We start from the raw sequence: 6,513 nt of genomic DNA on the forward strand, positions 1-6,513 counted from the left end.
CAGCAGCGACGATTGGGGTGGGTGATAGCGCCACCGCTGCCGCCGCCGCGCAGACCGACCTCCAGGCCGCGTCGAACAAGACGTACAAGGCGATGGAAGGGGGCTACCCCACGTCGACGACGCAGAAGGTGACGTTCAAGAGCAGCTTCGGTTCCAGCGACGCCAACTACGTCTGGAACGAGTGGGTGGTGAAGCAGGCGACGAGCACGATCTGTCTCAATCGGAAGGTCGAGAGCCTGGGGACGAAGAGCTCGGGCACTTGGACGCTCGAAGTTGACATTACGCTGTCATAGGAAGGGGCTCCGAAGGCGAGAGGTTCCCGTGCTCGCTTCTCGCCTTGGAGCTTGGCTGGAGTCATTTTTTGAGGCTTGGTAATCTTTAAAGAAAGGAAAACAAATGTCCAAACTAAGTTTTGAGACGCTCACGGACACCGAAAAGATGGAAGCTGCTGACCTTTACCAAAAGCTAGAGGCAATTGATGCTGCCCTGGCCGACGTTCAGAATGAACGAGCAGCCTTCGAGAGTAAGGCTCGGGACAAGGAGAACTTTCTACGCACTGAGCGGATGAAGGTGCAAAATACTCTCCGGGCCTTGAGACAAGCAACAGTAGAGGAATAAGGAGACCGAATGGCTTGGCTATCGGGGTATAGTTACCGCAAGCAGATAACCCTTAACGGCTCGACTGCTGGCGCACAGAGCGACTATCAACTCAAGCTGCTTCTGGGCGAAAGCTCAGGCGCTAGCGGCGAGGACGTGGATTGCGGTGCGAAATGCCAAGCTGACTTCGACGACATTCGCTTTACCAAGGCTGACGGGACAACACTGCTCGACTACTGGATAGAGAGCATCACGGGCAGCACGCCAAACCAGCTAGCTACCATCTGGATTGAGTTCGATTCTATCCCCGCATCGCCTGATACCGCCACGTTCTATATGTACTACGGCAATGCAGGGGCAAGCGCAGTCACTTCTGGTGCGGCTACGTTCCTGTTCTTTGATGATTTCGGCGGTGATTTATCTAAGTGGTCTGTAATAAGTGGGACATGGGCCGCCGACAGTGGCACTCTGAAACATACTGGACAAACTGGTGACAAGTATATCCGCTCTGATCCCTATCAAGTAGCCGACGCACGGATTAGGTCACGCCTAAAGACAAGTTGCGCAAGCTCAACCCAGACAAACATGTTGATGGTAGGCGCACGTGGTTATGCCCCAGCACAGTTTCACTATGCCGCTGGCCCTTGGGGAGCTCAGTCGGCAGAGCGCAATCGAATAGAAGAGGATGGCAGCCAAAGAGCCTATACTGATTATTCATGGGATGCGGATACCTATATGGTTACGGAGTTTCGGCTGTATGGTGCCGCTCTATCTGCATACGTTAATGATGCTTATGAGATTTCATGCTCGGATGATACATACCTCGATAGTGATTACATTGGGTTCAAGGGCAATCTCCCCACTGGGCAATATGGGTATGTGGATTGGGTTTTTGTGGCAAAGTATGCCGAAGCTGAACCGACCTGGGGCAGTTGGGGAGGAGAAGAGGAACTCACCCCGAAAACGTCCTCCGACAGTGGAAGCGGTGCCGAAGTATCGTCCCTTGCTGCAACACTCGTCCAGAGCGAAACCGGCGTTGGAACCGATGCACAGACGGCTTTACTTGCTGCAATTATCCACGCCGACTCAGGCGTTGGCGTAGAGGCCCTGGGCGACCGCGCGATTACGCTGGTGGAAGCTGCCGTAGGTGCTGAAATCACGAGTCTTGCCCGCACTCTATTCGACTCAGCCGTGGGAAGCGAGAACAGCTACCTGAAAATCCTGGAGGGCGTCAAGACCTCCAGCGACAGCGGCTCAGGTGTCGATGCGTCCGCCGCGATGGTTGTGTCCCATCTGAGGTCCGATACAGGCGCAGCGACCGAGACTGTCGTGTCCCGAGCCCTATTTGCCAGGGAATACCCCGGTGGCGCGCTGGACTTGGCGAAGGCCCTCGTTGCTACGCTCCGCACAACGGACGAGGGCACAGGGAGTGAAGCTGCACGGCAGGCGGTGGTCATAGAATCCAGCGAAGCCGGCAGCGGTAGCGACGCTTCTGCACTCGTTGGCTCGTTGCTGGCACACGACACCGCCGTCGCAACTGAGGCTGTAACCGTTCTGGCTGCAATGGTCAGTCAGGATAGTGGCGTAGGCATAGAGAAAGTCCTGGCGTTTTTCCGACAGGTATTCGACGCTGGAGAAGGGCAAGAGATTGTCCAACTCGTCGGCCTTGTCGGCCGGCTGATGAAAGCCTTGCAGTACACCTCAGCGTACCGTCAGACTACAATCTATACCGCTGCGTACCGAAAGGTGAGGATATGGACAGGCACGAGAGAGGAGGAGCACATGGAAGTAACTAATGTATTCCCAAGGGGCGACGTGGTTCCGATTTACTACAATGTGGAGGACTGGCAGGGCAACTACATCGACCCCTCTGGGGGGTGCGTGTGTTCCCTTTGGCAGCCCGATGGTACTATGGCGACGGACCTGGCTGACGAGGAGATTGACGAAGAGCCCATGACGAAGCTCGATACGGGCCAGTACGTCTATTACTACTACTCACGAGATACTGACCCGAAAGAGTTCTTCAGGTCGCTTTGCACCGCCATTGATGGGACTGGCGACACCACGAAACGAACGTCGAAGAGTTGGAGCTTCCGACTGCAATGAGGTCTCTCTCGGCAACCCTGCTAGCTGAGCAGAAACAGATGAGCGTCACGCCGCTGGTGAAGCTCGTGCTGACGCATGGAGAAACCACGCATGAGTACGACCTGACACGCATCCTCAAGCTGACGCACAACGAAGAGGCCTACAGTCACAAGCTCAGCGTCGTCCTGGAGAACGCCGACGGAGCTCTGAGCGCCCTGGACCTCAAGGGCTACAAGGCGGCGCTCAGTTTCGGCCTGGTGACGGGCGAAGGCGACGAGGTCTCCGCCTGTGCGCCTCAGTGGGTGCTCTGGCATCAACTGGACTCGGCTCCGGGGCTGCTCAGGGCTGAGCTCACCTGTGTCGGAATCCCGAACCTATTGGCCGAGGACAGGGCCAGCGCCAAGTATCTCCCCGAGGCCAGCGACACCAAGACGGTCAAGACGCTCATTCAACAGATCTGCGGGGCCACGCTATCTTGTTTCAGCCATTGCAAGGCTTACGAGGTCGTCTTTGACAGCGAGGACTCGCTCATCGGCTCCTACTGTCCGAAGGATGGTTTCAGGGTCTACGTCAACGGGTCGCGGTTGGCAAGTCTGCGTCGGCTGATCGACTACACCCATTGTGTCATGCGGTTTGCCGGCGACGGCAAGGTCCACATTCTGAACCCCACGATCACCGGCGAGGTCTACGACCAGGAGTACACGCTGGAGAGTGGCCACACGTTTTTCTCCAAGGCGTACCGGCGGACGTTGGTCATGCCAAATTATCTCTCTGTCTCGACTCCAGAGGATGCGGAAACGGCCTACGCAGGGTATGCGAGCGACGAGGAATCTATCGACGCTCTCGGCTACGCAGTCAGGCAGTTCGAGCAATGCGCGCTAGTGAGCAACGCTCAGGCCGATGCCATCGCCGCGGCGATCCTGTCGAAATATCGGCTGTGGTCCGAGCGGGGCGCTGCCAATGCGCCCATGAACGTCGGCGCCGAGATCTGGGATTATGTGAAAGTCACAGACCAGCGGCAAGAGGATTACCGGGTGGGCAACATCGGCTCCCTCACCAGGACGTACAACGCCGGTGAGCCAGGGCCGTCGGGCAGTCGCAGCCCTACCGAGTTCTCGCTGCGATTCAGCTTCGGCGGCTGGCTGTCCGTGCGCGCCCTCCTCTCCGACATTGAAACCTACCCTTCGGGCTTCGGCAACGCCGGCCAGGACTTGAGTCGCCTGAGCGTGAAAGACCTTTATGCCGAGAACATCACCGCCGAGAACATCGACATGGCATGGCTGGACCCGGACAACACGATTGACCTGAGCCAGATCGGTGATACCCTCGATAATCTTCCCGATGGCCAAGTGTACGCCAGGGTCAAGACGGTTCACATTGACGCCGAAGGCGGTATCAAGCTCGACGAGTATATCCTGTACGCCGAGGGGTACAACCCGAGCCTGAAAGAGCCAAAGATTAGCAAGCAGACGACAGCGCCAGAGGACCCAGAAGTAGGCGACCTGTGGCTGGACACTAGCGATATTCCCAACATGACCTACCGATGGTCGGGGGCCGCATGGCTACCGTTGGCAGCAACCAATCTGGACGTGCTACCGGACGGCAACATATACCAGCGCGTGAAGTCGGCAGCCCTGAGCTCCGATGGTCTGGTGCTGCTCGACCAAGTAAACATCGGCTCAGTCTACGACCTAGTGGCCAAGACGGACATTACGGCACACCACGTCAAGCTCAGCTATTGCGTCGAGGACTCCGCGCATCAGACGGTTTCGAGCTACGACAAGGGATACTGGGACTCGAAGCCCGACGATATGGACGACATCGACGACGGAGCGTACTGGAAAAAGGTCTACTACACCGAGATCTCAGCGGGCCACATCAAGGTCTATTCCGGGACCGTGTTTCAGGACGAGTGGTATTCCGACGGGGCTGGCACAGAGATTGACGAGCGATATGGCATTACCATCGGAGGCGTGGGTGGGCTGATGTTCAAGTACGGCGGGACCCTTGCGGCTCGTCTTTATGCTGACTCGGCTACGCTGAGAATCAGTGCCGCTGGCCGCCCAATCGTCATGGTCGGGACGTGCCTACAGATTCCATCCTTCAACGCTTTCCCCTCTGCGACGTTCGGGCGAATGTTCGCGTATGCGGGAGACAACCGCTTCTGGGTATATCGTGGCGGGGCCTGGCACTACATGGCAGACGGATAGGAGGGCGAGATGGCAGAGGACTTTGAAATCTTCGATGTTACGAACGTGATTCTAAGTGAGGACAAGCTGATAGCTTGCCTCTTCGACGGACGCTATGGCTCTATCGCAATCGTGTCGATAGTAGGTCCCGACAAGAAGGGAGCCTATCATCTCGATATGACCGAGCCCATGGATGCGATGCGGCTGTACTACCTGGACAAGTTCGGTCTCATGACCGAAGAGGATATGGACGCGGAGTTGGAGAAGCTCAACAAAGGCGAGAAGCGGAAGCTCTTGAACAAGCTCACACAGGAGCTCGGTTGATGGTCATATCAGCGCTGAGGACGTGGTGGCGCGTGGCCAGGGCCTTGAGGACCCCGTTCGTGGTGAGCCTCGACCACTGGTACTACACCATGTCGATGCCCGATTGGAGGTCCCAGGTTGCGAATTACCTCGCGGAGCTCTTCATGCAGCCGTATCTCGCGGAGCTCTTCGACTGCGACGACTTCGCCCTGTGCCTCAAGGCGGCATTCTCCAAGTCGAAGGTCAATGGCATCGGGCTCGTCTACGGTCGCTACAACCGGCGCTGGCACTGGTGGAACGTGGTCCTCGACAGCGGGGGGCTCGTGTTGCAGTTGGAGCCGCAGACTGGCACGTTCTTTTTCCGGAAGCGTGACTACTGGCCCTTGTTGGTCGTGATGTAGGAGGGTTCGATGGTGAATGAGTCAGAAAACGAGCAGACGCCCGAGACTGAGGTTGGCCTGATCACACTGGCCGTCGTGAAGCCAGGGATGAAAATGACCCACGCCGTCCGGGGCCTCACCCCCTGGGAAGTCAGGGCGGCTCTCCAGGAAATGCTCGAGATAAGCGAGCGGACCATAATCCATCTTCAAGCGGAGCGTCTCGCTCTGGCAAGCCAGGCAGCTCCAGCGGAGGCGCCGGCGGGTCGCGGTGGCAGGCTTTTCGAGAAACTCCAGGCGAAGGGAGCGGGCGATGATGGAAGAAGATAGGAATACAGTTCAATATCACCTGGGCCTGCTCACCAGCAAGGTCGAATCCCTGGCGGATAGCGTTGACAGCCTCACCGATACAGTCGGCAAGAATGTAGCCCTGACGGTTCGAGTTGCCGAGACGATCGCGCGGTTGCCCTGCAAGGAGAGGTTGGAATCCTGCAAACGGGAGCGCGACAGCATCCTCAAGAGGATCACCAACAACGTCCACAACAACCACCACGCGCAGCAATCTCGGTCGACGAGCCAATGGGCTGCCGGAGCGGCTATTGGCGGCGGCCTGCTCGTTGCAGCTATTCAGGCTATCGTGCATTTCTTCTGGCGCTAGTCGAGCCCAACAGGTTGTCCACAGGACTGTATTTGACGTGCGCCGCAGCAGCATCCTCAGCGTTCAATGACTGCACATACCTACGTGTCATGGTCAACGTGCTATGCCCCAAGAGTTGCTGCAAAACGAACTCACCACCCCCATTCCGCAGCCAGTTGGTAGCAAACGTGTGCCGGAAGGTGTGAGCGGACCGGCGCGGTCCCTTCAATCCAGCTCGCCGACAGAGCTTGCAGATTGTCAGCTTGAGTCCGTCAAGTGTCATGGGGCGGCGCTCTTCACTCAGCCATAGGCTATCATAGCCATT

General features: G+C 57.5%; 9 protein-coding genes. 8 read left to right on the top strand and 1 reads right to left on the bottom strand.

What is annotated here, in order from left to right:
* From VM163_03060 to VM163_03095, 8 genes are all read left to right on the top strand, one after another.
* Nucleotides 1-293, top strand: a 293-nt coding sequence (locus VM163_03060; GenBank protein HUT02854.1) for a hypothetical protein, incomplete at its 5' end; no start/stop codon positions are given.
* A gap of 103 nt (nucleotides 294-396) precedes the next feature.
* Entirely contained in the window at nucleotides 397-618 is a 222-nt protein-coding gene (locus VM163_03065) for a hypothetical protein (protein ID HUT02855.1), read from the top strand.
* A 9-nt stretch (nucleotides 619-627) separates the two neighbouring features.
* Complete coding sequence (locus VM163_03070; GenBank protein ID HUT02856.1) at nucleotides 628-2,703, top strand: DUF2341 domain-containing protein; 2,076 nt, start codon at nucleotides 628-630, stop codon at nucleotides 2,701-2,703.
* Entirely contained in the window at nucleotides 2,700-4,892 is a 2,193-nt protein-coding gene (locus VM163_03075) for a hypothetical protein (GenBank protein ID HUT02857.1), read from the top strand. The genes VM163_03070 and VM163_03075 overlap by 4 nt, the downstream gene beginning before the upstream one ends.
* Before the next feature lie 9 nt (nucleotides 4,893-4,901).
* The gene (locus VM163_03080; protein ID HUT02858.1) at nucleotides 4,902-5,195 is read left to right on the top strand and encodes a hypothetical protein; all 294 of its coding nucleotides are present in this window, start codon (nucleotides 4,902-4,904) and stop codon (nucleotides 5,193-5,195) included.
* Nucleotides 5,195-5,575 carry a lectin MOA-related protein gene (locus tag VM163_03085; GenBank protein ID HUT02859.1) on the top strand — a complete coding sequence of 127 codons (381 nt, stop codon included), beginning with the start codon at nucleotides 5,195-5,197 and terminating at the stop codon, nucleotides 5,573-5,575. Before VM163_03080 ends, VM163_03085 begins: the two co-directional genes overlap by 1 nt.
* Before the next feature lie 9 nt (nucleotides 5,576-5,584).
* Nucleotides 5,585-5,881, top strand: coding sequence for a hypothetical protein (locus VM163_03090; GenBank protein HUT02860.1), 297 nt, complete (start codon nucleotides 5,585-5,587; stop codon nucleotides 5,879-5,881).
* The gene (locus VM163_03095) at nucleotides 5,865-6,209 is read left to right on the top strand and encodes a hypothetical protein (GenBank protein ID HUT02861.1); all 345 of its coding nucleotides are present in this window, start codon (nucleotides 5,865-5,867) and stop codon (nucleotides 6,207-6,209) included. Before VM163_03090 ends, VM163_03095 begins: the two co-directional genes overlap by 17 nt.
* Here VM163_03095 and VM163_03100 read toward each other — a convergent pair.
* Nucleotides 6,184-6,513: site-specific integrase (locus tag VM163_03100; GenBank protein HUT02862.1), on the bottom strand; the 330-nt coding region annotated here is incomplete at its 5' end. The two genes, VM163_03095 and VM163_03100, sit on opposite strands and share 26 nt — an antisense overlap.

It is taken from the genome of bacterium (assembly GCA_035527515.1).
GTDB lineage: Bacteria > B130-G9 > B130-G9 > B130-G9 > B130-G9 > B130-G9.